Source organism: Mycoplasmopsis agassizii, assembly GCF_002276225.1.
Taxonomy (GTDB): Bacteria; Bacillota_I; Bacilli_A; order Mycoplasmatales; family Metamycoplasmataceae; genus Mycoplasmopsis_B; species Mycoplasmopsis_B agassizii_A.
This window is the reverse complement of the sequence record NZ_NQNY01000003.1, coordinates 65,066-86,548: the sequence shown is the minus strand read 5'-3', so window position 1 is coordinate 86,548 and position 21,483 is coordinate 65,066. Positions and strand designations below refer to the sequence as shown.

At 27.0% G+C, this 21,483-nt stretch carries 17 protein-coding genes and 1 rRNA gene; 6 read left to right on the top strand and 12 right to left on the bottom strand.

All coding sequences use genetic code 4. From position 1 onward, the window contains the following. Positions 1-52: 52 nt before the first annotated feature. The 8 genes from CJJ23_RS01435 to CJJ23_RS01400 all read right to left on the bottom strand — a co-directional run bounded on the left by CJJ23_RS01435 (position 53) and on the right by CJJ23_RS01400 (position 9,967). Positions 53-997, bottom strand: a complete 945-nt coding sequence (locus tag CJJ23_RS01435; RefSeq protein WP_095334606.1) for a hypothetical protein — start codon at positions 995-997, stop codon at positions 53-55. 85 nt (positions 998-1,082) lie between these two features. Then, positions 1,083-2,090 carry a hypothetical protein gene (locus tag CJJ23_RS01430; protein WP_095334605.1) on the bottom strand — a complete coding sequence of 336 codons (1,008 nt, stop codon included), beginning with the start codon at positions 2,088-2,090 and terminating at the stop codon, positions 1,083-1,085. Continuing rightward, on the bottom strand, positions 2,062-4,089 hold the full coding sequence (locus CJJ23_RS01425) for a S8 family serine peptidase (protein ID WP_095334604.1): 2,028 nt from the start codon (positions 4,087-4,089) through the stop codon (positions 2,062-2,064). The genes CJJ23_RS01430 and CJJ23_RS01425 overlap by 29 nt, the downstream gene beginning before the upstream one ends. A 491-nt stretch (positions 4,090-4,580) precedes the next feature. Next, positions 4,581-5,414, bottom strand: a complete 834-nt coding sequence (locus CJJ23_RS01420) for an aromatic motif membrane protein (RefSeq protein ID WP_143823602.1) — start codon at positions 5,412-5,414, stop codon at positions 4,581-4,583. Next, positions 5,398-6,219, bottom strand: a complete 822-nt coding sequence (locus CJJ23_RS01415; RefSeq protein ID WP_095334602.1) for an ABC transporter ATP-binding protein — start codon at positions 6,217-6,219, stop codon at positions 5,398-5,400. The genes CJJ23_RS01420 and CJJ23_RS01415 overlap by 17 nt, the downstream gene beginning before the upstream one ends. Continuing rightward, the gene (locus tag CJJ23_RS01410; protein WP_095334601.1) at positions 6,219-7,988 is read right to left on the bottom strand and encodes an ABC transporter permease; all 1,770 of its coding nucleotides are present in this window, start codon (positions 7,986-7,988) and stop codon (positions 6,219-6,221) included. The genes CJJ23_RS01415 and CJJ23_RS01410 overlap by 1 nt, the downstream gene beginning before the upstream one ends. Further along, complete coding sequence (locus tag CJJ23_RS01405) at positions 7,981-9,009, bottom strand: aromatic motif membrane protein (protein WP_095334600.1); 1,029 nt, start codon at positions 9,007-9,009, stop codon at positions 7,981-7,983. The genes CJJ23_RS01410 and CJJ23_RS01405 overlap by 8 nt, the downstream gene beginning before the upstream one ends. Next, positions 9,002-9,967: a hypothetical protein gene (locus CJJ23_RS01400; protein WP_095334599.1), complete on the bottom strand. Its 966-nt coding sequence runs from the start codon at positions 9,965-9,967 to the stop codon at positions 9,002-9,004. Before CJJ23_RS01400 ends, CJJ23_RS01405 begins: the two co-directional genes overlap by 8 nt. A gap of 167 nt (positions 9,968-10,134) precedes the next feature. Here CJJ23_RS01400 and CJJ23_RS01395 point away from each other — a divergent pair, with 167 nt between their 5' ends. Further along, positions 10,135-11,991 carry an alpha/beta hydrolase family protein gene (locus tag CJJ23_RS01395; RefSeq protein ID WP_095334598.1) on the top strand — a complete coding sequence of 619 codons (1,857 nt, stop codon included), beginning with the start codon at positions 10,135-10,137 and terminating at the stop codon, positions 11,989-11,991. Positions 11,992-12,091: 100 nt separating this feature from the next. Here CJJ23_RS01395 and CJJ23_RS01390 read toward each other — a convergent pair whose 3' ends face one another. The 3 genes from CJJ23_RS01390 to CJJ23_RS01380 all read right to left on the bottom strand — a co-directional run bounded on the left by CJJ23_RS01390 (position 12,092) and on the right by CJJ23_RS01380 (position 16,430). Further along, entirely contained in the window at positions 12,092-13,540 is a 1,449-nt protein-coding gene (locus CJJ23_RS01390) for a sialidase family protein (protein ID WP_095334597.1), read from the bottom strand. A 36-nt stretch (positions 13,541-13,576) separates the two neighbouring features. Continuing rightward, positions 13,577-15,388 (bottom strand): sodium:solute symporter family transporter, encoded by a 1,812-nt coding sequence (locus tag CJJ23_RS04980; protein WP_143823600.1) that lies wholly within the window; start codon positions 15,386-15,388, stop codon positions 13,577-13,579. Between the two features lie 406 nt (positions 15,389-15,794). Next, on the bottom strand, positions 15,795-16,430 hold the full coding sequence (locus CJJ23_RS01380) for a hypothetical protein (RefSeq protein WP_095334596.1): 636 nt from the start codon (positions 16,428-16,430) through the stop codon (positions 15,795-15,797). Between the two features lie 325 nt (positions 16,431-16,755). On the opposite strand from CJJ23_RS01380, the gene rrf reads away from it, so the two are divergent. From rrf to CJJ23_RS01360, 4 genes are all read left to right on the top strand, one after another. Then, positions 16,756-16,860: ribosomal RNA gene (rrf, locus tag CJJ23_RS01375) — 5S ribosomal RNA — on the top strand. A 38-nt stretch (positions 16,861-16,898) separates the two neighbouring features. Continuing rightward, positions 16,899-17,750, top strand: coding sequence for a DNA-binding protein WhiA (gene whiA / locus CJJ23_RS01370; RefSeq protein WP_095334595.1), 852 nt, complete (start codon positions 16,899-16,901; stop codon positions 17,748-17,750). A gap of 34 nt (positions 17,751-17,784) precedes the next feature. Continuing rightward, the gene (locus tag CJJ23_RS01365; protein ID WP_095334594.1) at positions 17,785-18,591 is read left to right on the top strand and encodes an MAG0110 family membrane protein; all 807 of its coding nucleotides are present in this window, start codon (positions 17,785-17,787) and stop codon (positions 18,589-18,591) included. A 3-nt stretch (positions 18,592-18,594) separates the two neighbouring features. After that, entirely contained in the window at positions 18,595-19,206 is a 612-nt protein-coding gene (locus tag CJJ23_RS01360; RefSeq protein ID WP_095334593.1) for a hypothetical protein, read from the top strand. Between the two features lie 44 nt (positions 19,207-19,250). Here CJJ23_RS01360 and CJJ23_RS01355 read toward each other — a convergent pair whose 3' ends face one another. After that, positions 19,251-19,496, bottom strand: a complete 246-nt coding sequence (locus CJJ23_RS01355; RefSeq protein WP_084232337.1) for a DUF2188 domain-containing protein — start codon at positions 19,494-19,496, stop codon at positions 19,251-19,253. Between the two features lie 422 nt (positions 19,497-19,918). On the opposite strand from CJJ23_RS01355, the gene CJJ23_RS01350 reads away from it, so the two are divergent. Beyond that, complete coding sequence (locus CJJ23_RS01350) at positions 19,919-21,481, top strand: hypothetical protein (protein ID WP_095334592.1); 1,563 nt, start codon at positions 19,919-19,921, stop codon at positions 21,479-21,481. Positions 21,482-21,483: the final 2 nt, after the last annotated feature.

Below are 21,483 nucleotides of genomic sequence, written 5' to 3'. Positions count from 1 at the left end.
CAAGTACAACAAATCAGTGTACTTGATTTAATCACTTTAGATTTACAAGAAATTAATTTAAAACAGTTTTTTCAACTACTCTTGTGGCTCATAATGCTTCAAAATTATCTATTAAAATAGCTTCAGCAATTACTTTTCAAACTTCAAGAGGAAAATCATCTATTTCACACTCATGTAATTCGTTGTAATGAGCATCAATAAACTTTAAATATTTTATTTTAGCAAACCTAGGATTTAATTCAGGATCAGATAATCCAACAAGGTAGTAAGCTAGCATTTTTAGACCATTTTTCCAATGAAATGACGCTGTTGAAATTTTATAATCATACAAAGTATTATCATCAAAATAATCAATTAATTGTGGTGTAGCAAAATCCTCTCAAGAATCAGGACCAAGTCAATGCTTAATTTTTAGGTTTTGAGCTTCGCTTAAAACTTTGATAATTCTTTCTGCAGTGTATTTAACCAATTCCATAGCTTTTTCATTTGGACCTCTTTTTCTTAAAAAACGAGTTCCTTGCTGTTTGTGTTTAATTGGATCATAAATGAGCAGTTTATAAATTTTCATTATATTTTCATCACTAATTTCTGCAGTTATTGATGACATATATCTCTCAATTTGAGTATTTTCTTTTTCAAATTTATAAAGTTGAACTCTTTTATTTCCGTTTGTAATCTTATATTCAGTTTCCATAATAACATTATTAATTGCTTTTCATAACTTTGTATAAGTTTTATCAAAAACCTTTTCAACACTGCTTCCTAGAGCAAGTTCAACAAGATGATCGACGATTTTAAGAACTGTAGTTGTTTTTATATTTAATTGATCTTGCCAAATCATTCTATGGCGTTTTGGTTCTTCAATTATTTTTTTTCTTCTGAAAATTTTTCAGAGTTCAAGATGTCGAAAATCATAGAAATTAATTTCCTTAACTAATTCTTCTACAAAAACAGGCTTTGTATGATTTAAGTTGCTAGTAGCACATTTTTTACACATCTTTATATTTTATATAAACTTTTGTAAATTTGAAATAATGTTCTGCATTTTATATAAAAAATCTTGTCCACAATGGGACAAAATTTTAAAGAATATGAAAACGATAGCCGTAAACAAAAACTTTTCATTCGTTCAGATCAAAATCAGATATTTCATCTTTATCAACTGGAAGTAGAAATGATGTAAGACCTTTAGGTCCTATAAAAACTGAATTTAACACCACTGTAGGTTTAGATGCATATTTGTCTCGCTCTTTAGTTGGAGGGTTTGAATATTTTAAAAATAAATAAAATTCTTTTTTATTTTTATCAATTCTATAATCTGAAACATGAATGCCCTTGTCAACTTTATTGTACACAAGTTCTTTTTCTCAGTTGACATTTTCACCCTTTACAATAAAATTTGTAAAGTCTTTAACAAAAAGGTAATTATTTTTTTTAAGATCCAATTTACTTTTAATTGATTCATAACTAAAATGTGAGTTTCATGGTTTTAAATTTTCGATATCCTCATCTTTTAAATTAGCGTCAATTTTAGTTCTTGCAAATGCAGCAAATTCTTCTTTTTGTTTATCAGTAATACGAAGTTGTGCTTTTAATGTTTCCTCATCAGTTACAAGGCTAATTGATTTGAATATCTTATCTGTGTCTTTTTGATTATCCATTCTTATAGATGTATCTAAAACTAAGGATTCAGAAATATTTTTCTTTAAGTTTTCAACATTGTCTGTTTTGAAAAATATGTCTGCTGAATCATTTTGAGAACTGTTTCCTGATTTTACATCTTGTTTTCTCTCTATGTCAATTCCATAATGCTCAGAATGGTATTTAACTGATAAATTATCTTGCAATGATCATCAATAATCTGAAAAAGTAAATTGTTCATAACCAACTGTTTTTAACTGAACAATTGTTTTTTTATTCTCCAATAATTTTTCACTAATATCTGTTCCTTTTCCTGTTTTTGAAAGCCTTATATCCTCGGCAGTTTGATTCATAGAACAAGCAACCACAGAAAATGCTACTAACGAAATAGCAGAAGCACCTAACGAAGTAAATATTTTTTTAAATTTTAGAGTAGGTAAGTGCGACATCTAAATCTTTTTTCCTTCCTTGTTCCTCGCTTGGATCATAAAATACCTTAAATTTATAATAGCCAGCTTTTTTTGTTTCAAATTCAATTGTTTCAGTATTCATAAGCTTTTTCTTGTTAGTAAATAATTCTTTTATTTCAAGTGCATCTAGTTCATCCCCATCAGGTGTTATAACTTGTAGTTTCAGATCTAAAGGCCCGATGTATGTATAGTGATTATGACCAAAAAATAGAAAGTCTTGAACTCAAGTGTTCTTAAATAAATTTTCGCCTTTTCAGGTTGCGTTAACTCTATATTTCTCATTTTTTTCGAAATAGTGAGAAGAAATTGCAGCAGATTTATTACTATCTGCATAAACTTTTAAGTAATTTAGATGAAGTAAGGATTCTCTTACTTTGAAAAAGTTTGCTCTTCCAAATCCAGTTTTTATATCATAAACAGGTCACATACCTTGTCCATTTGTGAAAAAACTGAAAGTATAATCATCTTTTCTTGAACCAGAAATAAGTGCACTTTTAATGATTAAATAATCAGAACCTCTATCAAAAAATGAAGGGTAGTTAGTTTTTAACAGACTCGCCATTCCTGTTATTGTTGGGGCAGCAAAGCTAGTTCCAGTTTTACTACCATCATAACCAGTTGGTTGAAACTCACCAGGTACTGATGTTGTTATGTATCCTTGATTTTTAGATGCTTCTGTATAATCAGTAGGTACATTCTTTTCCAAAGACTTTAAAGCCCCAACAGTTATAGCATTTTGAGATATATTGTAGGCATCTATAAAACCATATCAGTGAGAAGGATCATCGCCATTAAAATCATCAGCATCATTCCCTGCTCCGATTATAAAAATAAAGTCTTCATTTGCATTTAAAAAATTATCAAGTCATTCAGAGTGAGTATTATAATCTTCATCTTTGTTCCAAGTATATTTTCAACTATTATTAACTATGTGTACACCATTTCGTAAATATCAATTTAGCGCCCCATTTAGTAAACCATTTAAAAAGTGAAATTGAGATGAGTATAATGAAATGCTAGGATTAATTCCTTGTTTTCCCATAATTATTTCTGCAACTGTATTTGCATGGCTTATTCTATGTGGATCATTATACAAAGTACCACTTAAATGAATTTTACTATTTTTGAAAAAAGATGCGGATCTAGAATCTACTAAAGCAGAAGTTTTATAGTCATCAGATTGTACTTCAAGAATTCCAACCTTCATTTCTCTACCGTATTTGTTAACATTATTTTCTGCTTGTTCTCTTTCGTATTTTAAATTTTGATAATCAAAACCCGAAAGTGTATATCTTCGCTTGTTAATTTCGGTATAGTTGTTTCAAAAATTATCATTATAATTTATTAGCGTATTAGAAGACACCGAAGTACCTATATTAGAATTGTTCACTGCTGTACTCTTACTTGATTCTTCAACATCATTGAAGTAATCATAATTTCTACCTGTTTCATGAACATTTACTTGCAGTATATCATTATAATCTAATTTAAAATCAAGCATTTTAATAAGTAGTTTTTTAAAATCTTCTGTACTCTTATATGCGATTGAAAAAGTTAATGTGTATTCTCCATAAATGTTTTCAAATTCATCTCCCAGTGAAGAACGAATCATTTCTAAATATGATTTTAGTTTAGTTTTTTCTGTTTTTGCTTTAAAAACTATATCTATTCTGTTTGCTCCTTGAACTAAAATTTTGTAAAAATCACGTTCATTTGAAATAGTTGAAACAAATTCTGGTTTCACATAATTAAAAGTAGTTTTCTCTATTATTTCACTAATAGAACCACTACTTAATATTAAGTCAATGTATTTTTCTTTAGTCGACTTAACATTGTAGGTTTCTTGTTGTAAATTCACAACTGTAGAGTCTTTTTCATTAACATTCGCTGATATTGTTAGTGGTGTAAAAATAGCAATTGTCAATGGCAAAATTGCAAATAAAGACTTAAAAATTTTTCTTTTTAAACTTTTATTCAAGTTTTTCTCCTAGTAATATGTAACACTTCTTTTTTAAATTAATGGTTTGTTTTTAGTTAACATCGCAATTTAATTTAAATATAAGTATTTAAATTTTTATATAGTAGCAAATATTAAATTATTGCGAAATATCTGCCATAATAATTATAACACTTTGAGAAGAAATACTTTTATAATATATATTTCATATTTTTTTTATTTAATCAATAAAGACATTTTTTAACAATATTTTGAATTAAATAAATAAAACTTAAAACGAAAAAATAACATTAATTACAGAAAAATGTTCACACTCAAATATTTTTATTTAATTGATCAGCTAGAAAGTATGGATAATCAAATTTTATTGCATCAACATTTTAATATTTTATTCCTTTCAATAAGGGTGAAATAAGTGATTTTGATCTAACTGGTTATACAATTGGCATTTATGATGATAGATTACATCTAGATTATCAACCATAAAAAATAAAGCAGATTTAATCTCTGCTTTATTTTGTAATTTCTTCAAGTTGAAACATTAATAATGGCCCATTATTGAATGTTAAGGTTTCAAAATCTAATGTCCCTTTGTCAACGAAACTTTTTGAATTTGCGTGTAATAACACATTATGTCAACTAACTGATAAAAGTTTGTAACTAGGCTCTCGATCTTTTTCAAAGCGATATAATCTAGGCACTAATGAGATCGTATCATCTGAACTATTTTTTTTAAATGAAAAATAGAAAAAGTAATGATCATCAAGGTTTAAATAGTAATTACCTCTACTAGTTTCTGTATCATCAATTAAACTATAACCACTAGGCTCTTTTAAAGTAGATGTAAATGTTAATGCTTTAACAGTTTTATCGTTATTAACTCTTTCGATTTCCTTTAAATACTTTTCACTGAAAACTTGATAGCCATTTTCATTTTTAGGAAAGCTATAGGTAGTATCAAATTTTCATTTTAACTTATTAGTATTTTTTAAGATTCAATATCAATTTGCCTGAATTAACTTATCAAGTTTCATATTGATAAGTTTTTTCTCGTTTTCATCAACTGAACTGTTACGTTTTTTAACTAGTGAATTGTAATCATCAATTCAACTAGTATTAGTTAGTTGGTTTCTCTTAAAAGTAGCAAGTTGAATAGGATTTTTATTAGAAAAAGCTGCATTCGTGATAGTTTCAACAACCCCTAATTCATCAGCTTTACCTAAAACTGGATCCTTAATAGGATCTTCAGGTTTAACTTCTTTAACATTTACACAGGCTACAAAAGCAGCACTTGTTGCAATTATTAAAGGACTTGTAATTAAGATTTTTTTAAGCAATTTGTTCATTTTTAGCGACATCATAATCTACATATTTAAAATATAATTCTTCTAAGTTATCAACTTCTTTAACACCACTATAAACGATTTTACCTTTATTAATAATTGTTACATAATCAGTAAAACGACTAACTTCATAAAGGTCGTGAGTGCTGACAAAGATAGTTGTACCTTGTTTTTTAAGTTCATCTAAAATAGTGAATAATTCACGGCGAGCAACTGGATCTAAGTTAGTAGTAGGCTCATCCATTATTAAGATTTTAGGTTCATTGATTAAAGCTTGAGCCATCAAAATCTTACGTTTTTGACCTGATGATAACTTGTTAGGATTACGCCTTGCAAAAGGTTCTAGTTTTAAAAATTTTAGTAAATTTCTGACTCTTTTATTAGCATCTTTTTTGCTAAAGCCCGAAAGAATTGCTAGAGCGTACAAGAACTTTTTAGTGCTTAATTTAGGAGGAAAAACATCTTTTTCAGGCATGTATCCTAGATCTCTTTTGGCTTCAGTTTTACGATTTTCAATTCCGTTAATTAAGATCTGACCTGATCAAACTACGTGAGCGTTGATAATTGCTTTAATAGTTGTAGTTTTTCCTGATCCATTAGCTCCGATGATGACATGAAAATTATTTTCATAAATATCAAAAGTAATATCATCAACTGCTTTGATAATTTTACGGTAGTACTTGGTAAAATTTTTAACTTCAATAATTTTTTTCTTACCATTTTGATTACCTTGATTTTTCACAGGTTTTGCAACTTCTTTTTGATTAAGGGTAACCTTTGTAACTTTTTTACTTTTAAATAAGTTCATTAGTACTCCCTTCTATAGTAAATATAAATTACAGCAGCTGATAAAGCAACAATGATAATTGTTCAATAGATTCCAACTGAATATTGTGGTTGAGTATCAAGTGCTCTTTCAAATTTATAATAATTATTAACTGTTGAAAATAGAAAATCATCACCTGCTGTCAACTGCACACGGTTAACTGTTTTATTATTAACAGTTTGTTGCACTTGGGTGGCGTTTGAATAACCACCTATTTTGTAATTTCTAGTTTCACCATTATAATTTACTTTAACTTCAAATTGATGATTAACTAAACCGTTTTCAAATATAACGTTTTTTAATAGGCTATTGTTTTGATAATTTAAATATAAATAATAAAGAGCAACTACATAGTACTGAATCTGCAACTGCATTAGGTATCTATCAGTAACTTGTGTAAAAGAATTATTTATAACATTTAAAAAATCAGGAATAATTGAATCGTATTCTGCAAATAAAGTGTCTAAATATTGCCTTGAAGTTAGGTTTTCACCTGTTAAATACTTGTCATTGAACTTTTTAAAAGCTGCTTTAACATCATCATTTTGTATTAATTCACTAATAGACCTTCAATCCAAAGTTCCATAGTAATTTGATGTATTTATAAATGAAAAACTATCATCAGTTAAAGTTGAATCAGATTCTGCATTTTCTCAAGCGTAGAAAATATTTCTTTGAGTTTGATCTCTAAATAAACTATTTTGACTGCTTAGTAAAGGTAAATTCATAACAACTGATTTATTTGATGAATCAGTTACTAACCCTTCATTAGCAACTAAATGATAATTGTAACGAGTTGAAACATTCTCAGTTCCAAAATTATTAAATATACTTCTAACATCTCCTAAACCTAAGGCGTTACCTGACATGAAAAAGTCACGACCATTAGCAGCAAAATGAATTCCCATTTGATAAGGAATATCAATTCAAGAAAGCACTTGTGTACCTACAGGAGAAGTTTTTGTATTTTGAAATGCTCTATTTAAAAAGTCACGAGATGATTGTGTTAAACTACCTTCAGAATTTGTAGGAACTATATAATAACCATCTTCTTGGTCAGAAGTTGAATAAGCAAATAAATTAGCTGCATCAATAGCAGATTCACCTCCTAAATTATTATATTCACTTGTGAAACTGCTGATTTGAGGTCTTGAAAATGTTGGAGCTACTGTACCTATAAAAAATAAAGGTAAGAAGATCACAACTGAAAATAAATAAGCCACGGCCTTATTGATTTTTTTAGCAATTAAAGCTGTAATTAAACCAAAGAAAACAAAAGCAAATAAAACAACTGCAAAAGATCCATGGACAAAATATTCAACGTTTTCAAGGTTGAAATAATCAACATTTCTTAAGGGAATGCTTGCAATTGATGTTGCTATATAAATTACAATTGCTCAGACAAAAGCAAATATAATAAAGTAAATATATTTAGCAATTACGATTTGCATTCTCTCAATTGGTTTAGCGGCAATAACTAAATCAAGCCCATTATTTTCAGTATCTCGAAAAAGTAAAACTGACATATAAATTGCGTAAATAATAGTAAGTAGTAAAATAAACATTACTGGAACAATCATTAAAAGCGAAGCTCTATAAGAATCTGAATTACTAAATAAATATGGCATTAGTACAAAAAACATAGTTATAAAAAAACTAATGATTACAAATACATAGGTGAATCATTTTGAAAAAACCATGATGTTTAAAAACTTCATAAAGTTAAATGTTGTCTTCATATATTTAAGCATTTTTTTCTTCTTTCTCTTTTGTTAGATTAACACCTGATAAATAATAAGGCACATTATTTCCAAGTGAAATATCTAATTCAGCAATATTACGAAGCTTGATTAAATGCTCTTCGCTGATTTCAATTTCATGTGAATCACTAGCAAAATTTCTATGAACATTTAAAAGCGCAAAATCTTTAATCTTAAAATCTTCAATTTCTTTTATAATTCACTTAAATGGTACATTAATATAAGGATTTATCGTGAAATTCTTAACCAATTTATTTTCACTATTTAGTCGCTGTTTATACCTAATTTCAACAACTGCATGGTTAGCCATTTTTAAATAAAAATATTTATTAAATTCAAGTTCATTACTTGGTTCATCTTCTCTTTTAAATTGTGCATAAATTTCATTCATTTCAGTAATTACATTTGTGTTTGGTTTCATAAATCAATTTACTTTATTTGAAAAAGTTCTACCAAATTGACCACCATCATTAAAAATTCCTTCGCTAGTTCCAATGAATGAAAAACGATTAAACATAAACAAAAAATACAATCAATTAATTGTGTTTAATTCATCAAACATATCTGCTGCTTTAATACCGATTTCAGGTTCATCTGAATCAAAATTATCTTGCCAACTATTTCTTAAAGCAATGTTATAAATATTTAATCATCCTGATAAATCGGTTAAATATTTTTCTCCTAAATTTTTTATATAGTTAACATATTTATTTTTTGCAACTTCAATTGTATCTTCATCTTTAAGATCGATTTTTTTATTCAAGGATGAATTAAAAGTGAATTTTAATTTATCATCTTCAAAAATTCTATTTAATAAATTTTGAATAGCAGGTTGCTCTAAAAATCTTTCTCATTCAAAACTAACGTTACTTAAATCTTGATTAGCAGTAACTGGTTTTTGCACTTCTATGGTAATCCCATCTAAACCAACACTGCATGAAGAAGCTGCTAAAGTAGCAAAAATTGATAATGGTAAAATTGAAAATAAAAATTTTTTAAACTTCTTATTCATTTTTTGCACCCGTTAAAACATAAGAAATTATTTGACCATTTTGAGCATCAAAATCATCCTTTAATTTTGTCTTTTCTTCATCAGTTAAATTTGAATTATATAAGTTTATTTTTTCCAAATGATCTGCTAATAATTTAATATCAGATTTTATTTGAACATTTTGTTTATTAAAAATCTTAAAGATAATTGGTTCAAAATTAACTGAATAAGAAAACCTCTCAAAAACCCTATTTGTCGGGTTTATCGACAAATATGTATTAGTATTTTTAGCAATTATAAATTCGATTTTATAAACACTAAAATCTTCAATTTGAAAATAAAATGACTTTTTAAATTCATTTTCATTTTCATCTTCATATAAATATGAATCAATTATTTTGCTACTTTTAGGCTTATAAATTCATCCATATTTATCTGCTTGCTCTTGCTGAAAAATATTGTCTTTTAAATTGCTTACAGCAGCTGAATAACCAACAAAATATAATTTATCCAAATTATTAATAATACGATATCAATTATTTTGCATGTTATTAAAAAATGCAAAAGCAGCATCATTACTATCAACTGTATTTGTAGTTGGAACAATATTTATTGTTGGAAATAAATCACGATAATAAACTGTTGCATTATATAAAGCAAGTAAAATTTCTTGTTCATACAAAAAATTTTTAGTACCTAAATTTTGAGTACTAACATAAGTATTTTTGACAAACTCTAATTCTTTTTCAGGAATGTTTTGATACTCTTTAATTTGTTTTGAAAAACGCGAATTTAAAAGTGGAGTTAAATAATAGCTATTATCTTTAACAACAGTTTGTGTTTCGTTTTTGTTTAATAATAAAAATGATTTTTCACTGATCTCTTTTTTATTAAGTGTTAATGGAATGGCAACAAGTAGGGAACTTGCTGCTGAAATGATTAAAAGACGTTTTCAGTTTCTTTTAAAAAAAGTAAACATGTTTACCTATTTCTACAAAATCTTTTCATCTAGGAAATTTGACTTTAAAAAATTATAAAAAAATTACTTAAAAAAAGACAAAATAAAAATTTATTTTTTTAGTTACGCTTTTAATAAATAACTTTCTTTTAGGTATAATCAAATAATTAATAAATAAAGAGGTAAAAATGAAAAAAATATCAATTAGAGAATTTTTTAAAACAAGAGATTATTCATCTTTTAGATTAAATCCTAGTGCAACTAAATTAGCTTATTTAAAAAAGGTTAATCAACGTTCAAACTTATTTGTCAAAGATTTAAAAACTGAAGAAGAGTTTCAATTAACTAATTATAGTGATCGCTCAATTCATTCAATTGGATGAATTAACGAAAGCAATATGTTTTTCTTAAAAGATAAAGATGGCGATGAAAACGACCATCTTTATATTGTTGATTTAGAAACAAAAACTTTCGAAGATGTAACTAATTATAAAGATGTAAAAGTTGCTGGAGTAGGTAGTTTTATTGAAGAAGTTTTCTACGAGAAAAAGATGCATTTTCAAGACATAATTGAAGTCTTACATAATGACAGAAATAAAAATTATTTTGATACTTATCATTACAATATCAAAACTAAAGAATGAAAAATGCTTTTGCAAAATGATGACAACATAGTTTCAAATTTAAGAGATGATGATTATAAATTAAAATATTTAGTGAAAGGTATTTCTGGTGGTAGCGAGATCTATAAAGTAGATGAAAATGAAAATTTAACCAAAATTAAATTTGTTAGTTCTAAAGATGAGTTATCTTTAGTCCATCAATATCCTGATGGATCTGTGCTTGCTTTATCTAATATTGATAGAGATAAAATTTCATTAGTTAAATATAATTCAGAACTTGATGAAAAAAGTGCAGAATTAATTTATGAAGATGACTTAGTTGACTTACAAGATGTGATTTTAGATTCTCGACAAGAATATAAAATCATTGCATTATTAATGGATAAAGAATATCTAGAAATCAAATGATATGATGAAGAAAAACAAAAGCAATATCTGCATGTAAAAGATTTAATTAAATCAAAATATCCTTGATTTGGCAATTCATATTTATTTCAGCTAAGCAGTGATATTGAATTGAAACATAAAATTTATGTTTCAAGTAGTGATGACATGCTTAATCAATATTTTTACTATGATAAGGAAAAAGATAGTGTTGAATTAATTTATTATCAAGAGACTAATTTAACCCCTGAAAATTTAACTAAGATGAAACCTATTTCATTCAAAGCAAGAGATGGTTTAACTATTCATGGGTATTTAACACTTCCAAAAAATCAAGAAGGTCCTTATCCGTTAATTTTAAATGTACATGGTGGACCTTGAGTTCGAGATTCATGAGGTTATGATTCAGAAACACAATTTTTTGCAAATCGTGGTTACGCAGTCTTGCAGGTTAATTACCGTATTTCAGTAGGTTATGGTAAAAAATTCTTCCTGGCAGGATGAAAACAATGAGGTCTTGCAATGCAAGATGATTTAACTGATGCTACTTATTGGGCAATTGAGCAAGGCTATGCAATCAAGGATAGAATTGCAATTTATGGTGGTTCTTATGGAGGTTACGCAGCCTTAATGGGGATTGTGAAAGAGCCTGATTTATATGCTGCATCAGTTGATATAGTTGGAGTAAGTAATTTATTTGCTCTTTGAGATTCCATGCCACCTTATTGAAGAACACCTGGAAATATTTTTGAAGAAGCACTAGGAGATCCTTATTTAAATGAAGAATATGCTAAATCAGTTAGCCCTTATTTTCATGCTGATAAAATCAAAACACCTTTAATGATTGTACAAGGAGCAAATGATCCAAGAGTTCCACTTGAGCAATCTGAATTGATGATTAGTGCTTTAAAGAAAAATAATATTGATGTTGAATACATGTTAAAAGAGGATGAAGGTCATGGTTTTGCTAATGAAGAAAATCGCTTTGAAATGTATGAAAAAGTGGAAAAATTTCTAGATAAATATTTAAAAAATTAGGTTCCTAATTTTTTAAAAGATGAATAAAAAAAGATTGCTTATTATGGCAATCTTTTTTGTTAATTTTTTGATTCAAAGACATTTTTTTATTGGATAATTTTTAAAAAATTAATTCAAAAACATCATAAATAATTTCACTTGGATTTTTATAATCAGTTTCATCTTGACCTTCTTCACCTAACCATTCAAGACCCATTTTTTTGCTATAACTCATTTCATAAAGAATAGCAAATTTGATTTTATTATTTTCAATATTTAAAATTTCAATATTTGAATAACCAAAAGATTCATCTTTATTTGTGATTTTATAATGCATTAAAATGTTCTTAAAATCATAATTTTTGAAAAGGAATAAGTTGCCTTCTTTTCGATCTTTTGTTGATGGTAAAGATACCAAAACATACTCATCATCTAAGTAATTAAAATTAGCAACACCATGCATAATTTGAGTATTAATATTTCTTAAATCAAATTGAGATTGGTTACATTTTAAGTAATCTAGATCACTCCAATAATTACTATGATGCTTCTTTTGTGAAACTAATAATTTTCCATAATTAGGATTTCTACTAATAGCATAAAGTGTTTTATCTTTACTTTTAATTATTGCAGTTTCGCTTAGACATTGATTACATAAATTTTCATTTAAGTATGTGCCAACTGTTCATTTATTAATACCTGTATTATATTTCAGTTCATAAACTTTATGTGGTAATGCATTTTTTGTTTCATAAACATTAAAAATTAATTGTTCATTTTTTTCATCATCTTCAATGCTAACTGCTCTTCCTGGAGAAACTACTGTAGCATTTATATTATTAGATTTGTTTATAAATAAATAATTTAAAAAAGAATTTAATTTGAAACTATTACCAAAATCTTTGGAAATAAAATGAGCTAAATATGATCCTGAAGTTAAATAAAATCGGTCATTTTTTGAAGCGTCAAAAAGTGAATATAAATATTCATATTCTTGATTTTTTAATTCGTATAAATCGAAATAGAATTTAGAATTTTCACTATCAAAATAATATTTAATTTTTAATTTTTCTACCTTTTTATTTTGTGGTTCAAATATAAAATACTCATTTGTCTTTTTGTAATCTGAAACTAAATAATATTTATTTAAATTAGTATCGTATAAATAAGGCAAACCATTTTGATCAACTTTATCTAAATTATTTAATGGATTTAATTTATTAACAATTGGCATTAAACCACCGTTACTTGGAAAAATATCCACTAGCAAATGAACTCTATTAAATTTATCTTGAATGATTGATGAATCAATAAAAGATGCTTTAATATTTTTGTCATGTTTAAATGACATAATTATTTTTAAGGGAGAAAACTTTTGATCATCTTTTGAAATTTTAACAACTTGATTTATCTCAGAATAAGGTGCATCAAGTTGACTATCTAAACGTTGATCAACTATAGCAATTAAATTATTATTTTTTAATTTTAATAGAGATGGTATGCGATATGAATGAGAATTTGCTTCATTATGAGCAAATAAGATCTGACTAGAAATTTTTGAAATTTTCATAATTTAAGAAACTGATTTCTAAAAATATTTATAAATCTAATTGGTAGTCTGACTAGCAACTTGATTTGTTAGCGATTGAATTTCTTGATAAATTGAATGGTTATAGTCAATTTCAAATTTATCTTTTTTCTGTCAGAATTTTCAAACTTGATTTTCCTTATTATGTTTTTTTTCAAGTTTAGTATTTAATTTTGAAAATTGACTTTCAAGGACAATTAGTTTTTTGAACTCACTTGTAGTGGTTCAAATTGTCAGGTTAACATTTGATTTTCCATTGACTCTTATTTTTAGTAATCCTAAAATTCTAGCAATTACATAACCACTAACTAGTGAAACTGTGAAAGGAATAAATCCTCAAATTTCTGATGCTAATCTTAGTCTTTGTTCTATTGGTATAAAGTTTTGAGTTGGAATTCAAAAGGCAATTCCAACTACAAATCCTAAAATTAAACCTGTTAGCGCTGAAATTCAATCTGTTCTTTTTGTAAAGATTCCTAGAATGAAAATTGCAGCAGTTGGTCCACCTAATAGTGAAACTATTGATAAGAAATACCTAATGAAATCTCCTTGACCTGTATGAGCAAAGACCATTGCTAGTGCAACTGCGATTGCTCCAAAAACTGCTACTAAAATAAGCGAAATTTGTTTTAGTTTTTTATCTTGTTTTTCAGTTAAATTGCCTGTTTTAAAACTAGGTGCTAAAGTCTGAATAAAGTCAACTACAATTGTATTAGTTAAAGCAGATAAAGATGAAGAGATCGTGCTTTGTGCTGCAGCAAAAACTGCTGAAATAAGTAGTCCTGATAAACCTGCTGGTAAAACTGTAACTATAAAAAATGGTAGTAGTTGATTACCTGCAGTATTATTTATTCCTGTAACTGCAGAAATAGTTAAGTTTGTTAAACCTAATGATGAATAATAAGAATATAAAACTGAACCTACACCATAAAATAGTAAAATGGTGATTGCTCCCATGATTAAGTTAACTCAAATTGCTTTGTTAGTTTTACGAATATCTTTGTTTGAGCGATAACGCTGTACAACATCTTGAGAGCCAACATATTGATAAATAGTATTAACATAGTTAGAAATAAAGATAAATAAGATTCCTCCACTAACTAGAGTAACTTGAATTGATGATAAGTTAAAAACTGGATGATAAGCAAGTGAAGCACTTGCTCAATCAGTTTGAGCAAGCCCAAAGATCATAACAATGATGATTCCACCTAATAAGACAACGCCTTGAATAGCATCTGCTCATAAAACAGCCTTCATTCCACCTATTAAGGTAGAAACTACGACTAAAGCACCAACTATAAAAATAATGGCGTAGACATTCAAGTCTATAAATAAAGTAAGGGCTGTAATTGGTATATATAAAACAATTGCCATTCTAAAAATATGAAAAATTATAAAAGCAATTGAGGTGATATATCTGATTGATTTATGAAATCTTACGCCGATATAAGCATAAGCTGTATTTTGCTTTAACCTTCTAAAGAAGGGCACAATATATTTGATTAAAATCGGCATGAATAGTAGAATTGTTAACTGTGCAAAAGCAAACATTCAGCCGTTAGAGAAACTATTTCCGGGCACTGCTAGATAGGTTAGTGATGATAAAGTTGTGGCCCAAATGCTAAGACCTACAACTATGCCAGGAGTCTTCCCTCCCCCTGTAAAATAATTACTTGTACCTTTTTCTTTTTTGATTTTTGAATAGAAAAAAGCAACAACCCCAACTCCTAGAGTAAGGATTAAATAAATAGTCAAAACTGCTCAATCGCCACCAAAAAATGATGCTTTGGAAGCTTGATAGACTGGGTTTTGACTTGTTCCAGTGTTCATTAAAACCTGCTTTCTGATTTGATTAAAAATAAATATGCAAAGTGAAAAAATCTTAGCTAATAACTTATTGCTAGGTAATATTTTAAATATTGTTGCTAGGATAGATAATAGATATCTGATTAAAAGGGCTAATCATTGTTTTTAAATTTGCTAAAAAATTATTACAGATTATCAGATTAAACTAAATAAGGTGTCTTAAAATTGAAATATTTTTAAATATTATAGTAAATGATATTAACTAAATTGAAATAATTTCAATTTTTTAGAATAAATTATTAATACAAAAATTGATTCATATAACAATTTCCACTATAAATAAACTTAATTAAGATGTTTTATTTAAGGTTTTTAATAATTAGAAATAAAAAAGAGCAAACTGCAATGTTTGCTCTAGAAATAAAAAAGTTTACTTTTTATCCTTTTTAATAAGTTCTAAAAGCATATCAAGCTTTTTATTAGTTTCCTTGTTTTGCTTTTCTGATTTTTCAAACCCTTCCTTCATCTCCGAACGAAGTTTTTCATTTTCCTTTTTATTTTCAGATCTAACTTTTTTTATTTCAGATTGAAGTTCTTCTTTATTTGCATTCATTTCCGAACGAATTTCTTTGTTATTTTCTTTCATCTCAGATCTTAGTTCTTCATTATTTTCTTTCATCTCAGATCTTAGTTCTTCATTATTTTCTTTCATCTCAGATCTTAGTTCATTTGCAACTTGGTCTATTTTAGCATCAAATTTTTGTTCAATTCTTTTCTCCATTTGTTGACTTTCAGAACGTAAAATAATTACAGCATCACCTACTGCTAATCTTATTTGCTTTAAAACTCACTCCTTATTAAATGGTTCATCATCACCTGGACTTGGCGGTGGTGGTAATATAGGCGGCAAAGGGTCGCCTTCTGCTTCGTATTTGTATTTTGCTCTACCAGTTTCTGGATCAATTATAACTAAATGAACTGTTTCTTTCATATCGTGTGTCCTTAATAATTCTTTAACTGTTTTAGAAGCTTTACTAACTACTATTTTTGAATCTCTATCATTCATAATAATTTAATTATAACTAAAGAAAATTACTATTTATTTGACTTTTCAGTTTTTTCATTTTTGTAAATAAAATTAATGAGTTTATTTTTATGGGAAAACATTAAGAGGAAATATTAATAAACTGTTTATATATAAATAGTAGTGTATTAATTGAGTAACTAATTTATAAAAAATTTTTAGTAAGTAATGAAGATTTGCTGAGTTCATTAGTATTATTTCTGACTATTTTAGTTATTCTAAAAAGGTCTTTTTCATACTAAAAAAGCCCCGAAAAAAATTTTGAAATTTTTTTACACAGTCAGATTTTTTTATGCTATTATATTTTTACAGTGGTCATAGCATAAAGTATACCTGATACCATTCCGAACTCAGTAGTCAAGCTTTATTGCGCCGAAAATACCTGAAAAGGGAAGATAGGTCGCCGCTTTTTTTATTTCTTTTAAAATTAAGTTATCATTTAAGGAATCTATGAGTTTTACATTAAATCTTAAAAATGAAATTCTACGCCTTAAATACAATGAAAAAGAATTTAAAGAACTGATTAACGGCTTTATCACGGTAGCAGGTGAGCCTGATTCATATAATCAAAATATTTTAAGTTGCCGTATTAGTAATGAGTCAATACGCATGAAATTATTATCTTTAGCAATTATTAATAATATCGAACAAGGTATTAGTAATAAGCGTAAAGACTTAATCATTTTTAGCAAGACTTATTTAAAAAGTCTTGCTAAAATCAACAAAAAATATGTTTGGGCCTACTTTGCAGGTATTTTTCTTGCTAGAGGTAGTATTAGTTCAGGAATTAATACGGGTCATCATCTAGAATTTTTAGCTAAATCTGAAGAAACCTTAAAAGAAATTCAAGATTATTTTAATGAAAGTGACTTAGAATTTAACTTCAAAATTATTAAACGTAAAGAACGCTATGTGGCTTATTTAAAGAAAAAAGATGAAATTAGCGATTTTTTAAAATTTATTAAAGCAAAAGATTCTTTTTTTGCTTTTATGGAAAACATTTTAGATAAAGACACGATTTCCTATGCAGCAAAGCAGGCTAATTTAGATCTATTAAATAGTTCTAAAATAGTTAAAGCTAGTAAAGAACACTTAATTATGATTGATTTTATCTTTAATAAAGAGCTTGAATATCATTTTAGCCAAGAACAGATTTTCTTTTTTAAACTTAAAAAAGAAAATCCTTATGATTCTTTAGAATCATTAAAAGAATATCTTGAAGAAGAAGGCATTGTTATTTCTCGTTCAGGTCTGCACCATTGGATCAGAAAATTAAAAAAGATTTATAACAGTTATAAATAACTAGTTTTTTAAGATTCATTGCTATAATAAAGCAATGAATCAAGAATTTAACGAAGAAAAAAACAATGTACCACAAGAAGTGGATGCAAAGTATAAATATTTAACTGAAGGTGACATTCGTAACCATTCTAAAAAGTCAGTTTTATTTACTAAAAAAAGTTATTATGCTTTAACCTTTGGCTTTTTTGGTTTATTTGTCATGATTTTTGTTTTCTTAACATGGCTTTTTGCTTATTTAGGAGTGTATGAGAAAATCATGGCCTTGCCTTATGGAAGTGTGATTTTCACAGCACTAGGAATTTTTACTTTGGCTGTTATGTTAATTGATATGTTTATTCGCCCTCGTGTTAATGATAAAGTCAAAATTTCAATGACAGTCTTGATGCTAATCAGTGTCAGCTTAATGTTTAGTTTATTAATTTCTTTTATTTGAAAATCATTTGAATTTGAAAGTTATCAAATAATTCTAACATTAGCAATTCCTGGAGTCTTTTTAGTGTTTGCAGGAGCAGTTGGGATGTCAAAATTTTTTGACTTAACAAAATGATATATCGCTTTAGCTTTTGCAGTTGTTGCTCTATTAGTAACAACAATTGTAAGTTGATTTGTATTTAATAGTTGAATAGCAGTTGCAATAGTTGCAGCAGTTGTCTTAGTATTTTTTATCTTAACAGCAATTGAAATGCATATGATTAAAAGGCGTGCTCAATTTATTGAAAAGCTAGGACAACGTTTAACTGTTAGTGAAGTTATTGCTACAAGTATTGCTTCAGCATTTCAGATCTTCTATTTCTATATTTACATGCTATATTACATTACAATGATATTTGTAAGACAATAACAAATGCTTAATAAAATAATTTGCGTTAATAAAAAAGAAAATGAACTAATTGATGTTAGTTCATTTTCAAATTCTTTTTATTTAGAAAATAAAAAGAATGATCAAGATTTTTTTAATAGAAAACTATGCTTAACTAGACAAGCCATTGATTTTTTAAAGATAGTCAATTTTGATCTAACTAAATTAAATAATTTATTAGTACTAGAAATAGGTGAAAATAATTTAATTCATTACTTTAATAATGGCTTGATTTATAAGGATTTAAAGAGTCTAAATTTAGTTCAATATGAACCAAATTTAAAACATAATCATTTAAATAGTTTAGAGTTTAAACTAAGCATAAGAGCCTTTAAAACTGATGAAAATGGATACATCAAAACACTAGGATTTCTGTTTAATATTTTAGATAGTTTTCTTAATATTAGTAGTTGATATTTTTCTTCAAAGTTTATTCATGAGCATAAATATCTAGTTAATGAAGCGTTAAAAATAGCTCAGAAATTAGGAACAAAAATAGATGCTATTGACATCTATTTTGATGAGTTTAATTTAAGAGATGAAACTACTTATTTAAAAGATATTGAAGTGATTAAAAATAATATAAGAAAAAACTAACGGCAAAATTGCAACGTTAGTTTTTTTAATATTCGACACTTAAATTATTTTTTAAGTGACATTGTTTTTTGGATAGAACCATCTTGTTTATAAATAATTACTGTAGCACCTAGATTAGCTGCCATTTTTTTAACTGCTTCTAAAGCTTCTTCTTTAGTTGCAGTTTTTTTACTTGCTCTTTGTGAGTTACCACGTTTGATTTCTCAACCATTAGGTTTTCCATCTTTATCACGTGTAGGAACTAAGTAATAAGTATTTGTTAAGTTTGATTCTTTTGTTTCTGTACCCATTTGTACTCCAATATGATTTTGTATATGTTTATATTATATTATTAAATAATAGATATATTATATTAATTATTATATAACAGCAAAGTTTTTTTGTAAAAAATAATATTTAAATATATCTAGATATATTTTTCTTACAGATATAGTTGTTTTTTTAAGAAGGAGCAATGATTTTGTCAAAGATGAACAAAATCAGAAACTACTAAAAAAGCGAAAAAAGTAGTTTTTGAGTATAAAAAGTACTCAAAAACTGACTTTTTGCTTAAAAAATTCAATATTATTTATTTTATCTTTTTCAAAAAGATGCTTACCTATTTTTAAAAAGTTGAGCATTAATTTGCTAAAATAAAAACAAGAATTTGATTTGCTAATTTTTTACTCATCATAGTTCTACAATTTTTACAAAATTATCTAGAAAGGAATTAATGTCTAAAAATAAAAATCAGGACACTGCAGAATTGCCTACAAGAGATAATCGAAAAATAAGTGTAAACGTTCAACTTGAAGTTATGGGGAAAAGACCACTAAGTGTGCGTCTTTTTAAACTTTTCATTTATTTAATCTTTGCTATCTTTTCTGCACTGTTGACATCTTCAAATTGAGTAGTTAATCAAGGCTACAATTCAAGTAATGCTGACTTGAATAATATGGGTATTTGATGAATTATTTGATTAGGAGTTATTGGTGCAGCTTCAATGGCTGTCATGTTATTTGTTGGTAGATCACTAAGAATGATTTGACCAGTTAAATATCATATTGCTATTTTATTTTTTGTTTCTTCGCTACTAGTATCGATTTTAGTAGCAACTTTTGCATACCGTGTTGAAAGTGCTGCAATCGATGATTCTATCGTAACAAGAACAACATTATTTATGGTAATAGGAATAGTTAATGGAGTTATTCAGTTCGCAATATTGATCTACTTCATGATTATTTCTAAACAAATTTTTCCACAAACTTTCCACTCATCATTATTGGCATTGCCATGAGTTGCGATCTTCCCAGTTTATGGAGTTATTTTAAGAGAGTATGGAATTTCTGTAGCAGAACAAAACCAAACTCAACAAAGTGCTTACACAATTATTTTAATTGTGCTTGCAGTATTAACAGTAATTTATTTTACAATTGTAATTGTTTATTCAAACTTATTCAAAAACAATGTTATTTCAAACCTAACTAACCGTGAGTTAGAGGTGATCGAAAGAAACAAAGAAGCATATACTTTTGAAATTCTTAACATCGCAGCTATTATGTTTGTACAGCCAATTGTTTTAGCAACAAACTCTACAAGTTTTTCTCTATCTTTAACTAATAGTAACAATCCTGCGTTCATTATTGTAGGTGCTTTATTAAGTACAATTTTAGTTGGTCTATATATTTGACATACAAGATCTAGACGCAATAAACTAAAAAATAGTAAAGATAATCTAGTAAGTCTATCACCAGATGGTTCCATTAATAAAACTAAAAATGCTTTAGAAAATTCATTGTTATTTTCAGTTTATTTATTTTTAATCTTGGTTGTCAACATGATTTTAATGGGATTTGCAAATATCGTTGGTCCTGACCATACATCTGCAATTTACCTAACAACAATTACAGGTGTAGGATTTTTAATAATGACAGTTTACAATCAAATAACTGATTTAAAAACTCCAAATATTAAAAACTACACAGCCTTGACTGTTTTATCAATTCTTTTTGGATTAGCATTATTATTAGGAATTTTATTCTCAACAATTGATGATGCTTCAATCATTAGAACATTCTTATCATTAAATGTTTCTCTATGATTAGCAATCATTGTAACAATCGGAATTTTCTTAATTTTATTAGTAAATATCTTTGTAACTTTCTTAGCAGTTACAGGTGGAAGAGTAAAATTATTCAAATCTAAAAAAGAATCAAAAACACAAGAAGTTGAAAAACTATCTTTAAAAGAAAGCGATAAAATCGCTGTTGCACAAACAACTGAAATGAAAGGTTAATA